1 protein-coding gene is annotated in these 506 nt (G+C 48.4%); it reads left to right on the forward strand.

Annotated features, from left to right (window positions below; translation table 11 throughout):
• On the forward strand, window positions 1-506 hold a 506-nt coding region (locus ACTHUR_RS18745), incomplete at both ends, for an MFS transporter (protein ID WP_440400278.1).

Genomic DNA, 506 nt, shown 5'->3' on the forward strand with positions numbered 1-506 from the left:
GCGTAAAGCAATGTTTGTTGCCGCCTGCTGCTTTAGCTTGGGCTTTTTTGTGTCGGCGATCGGCGTCCATACGCACAATCTGTTTTTGCTTTATTTGGGCAACGGTGTGATTGGCGGGGTTGGTTTGGGCTTGGGCTATATCGGGCCTGTATCGACTTTGATGAAATGGTTTCCCGATAAACCAGGCATGGCTACAGGTTTGGCGATTATGGGTTTTGGCGGCGGCGCGATGTTGGCTTCGCCTTTGTCGGTATCGCTGATGAGTTTTTTCTCCAGTGAAACTTCGGTTGGCGTCGCGCAGACTTTTGTGGTTTTAGGGTTGTTTTATTTGGTGTTGATGATGTTCGGTGCATTTACGATCCGTGTACCTGCCGATGGCTGGAAACCTAAAGGTTATGTTGCGCCGAAAATCAAAAGCAAATTGGTCAGCAGTAATCATGTCAATGTCTCACAAGCCATGAAAACGCCGCAATTCTGGCTCTTGTTTTGGGTGTTGTGTCTGAACG

The sequence above is a fragment of the Neisseria sp. P0021.S007 genome (genome assembly GCF_051956855.1).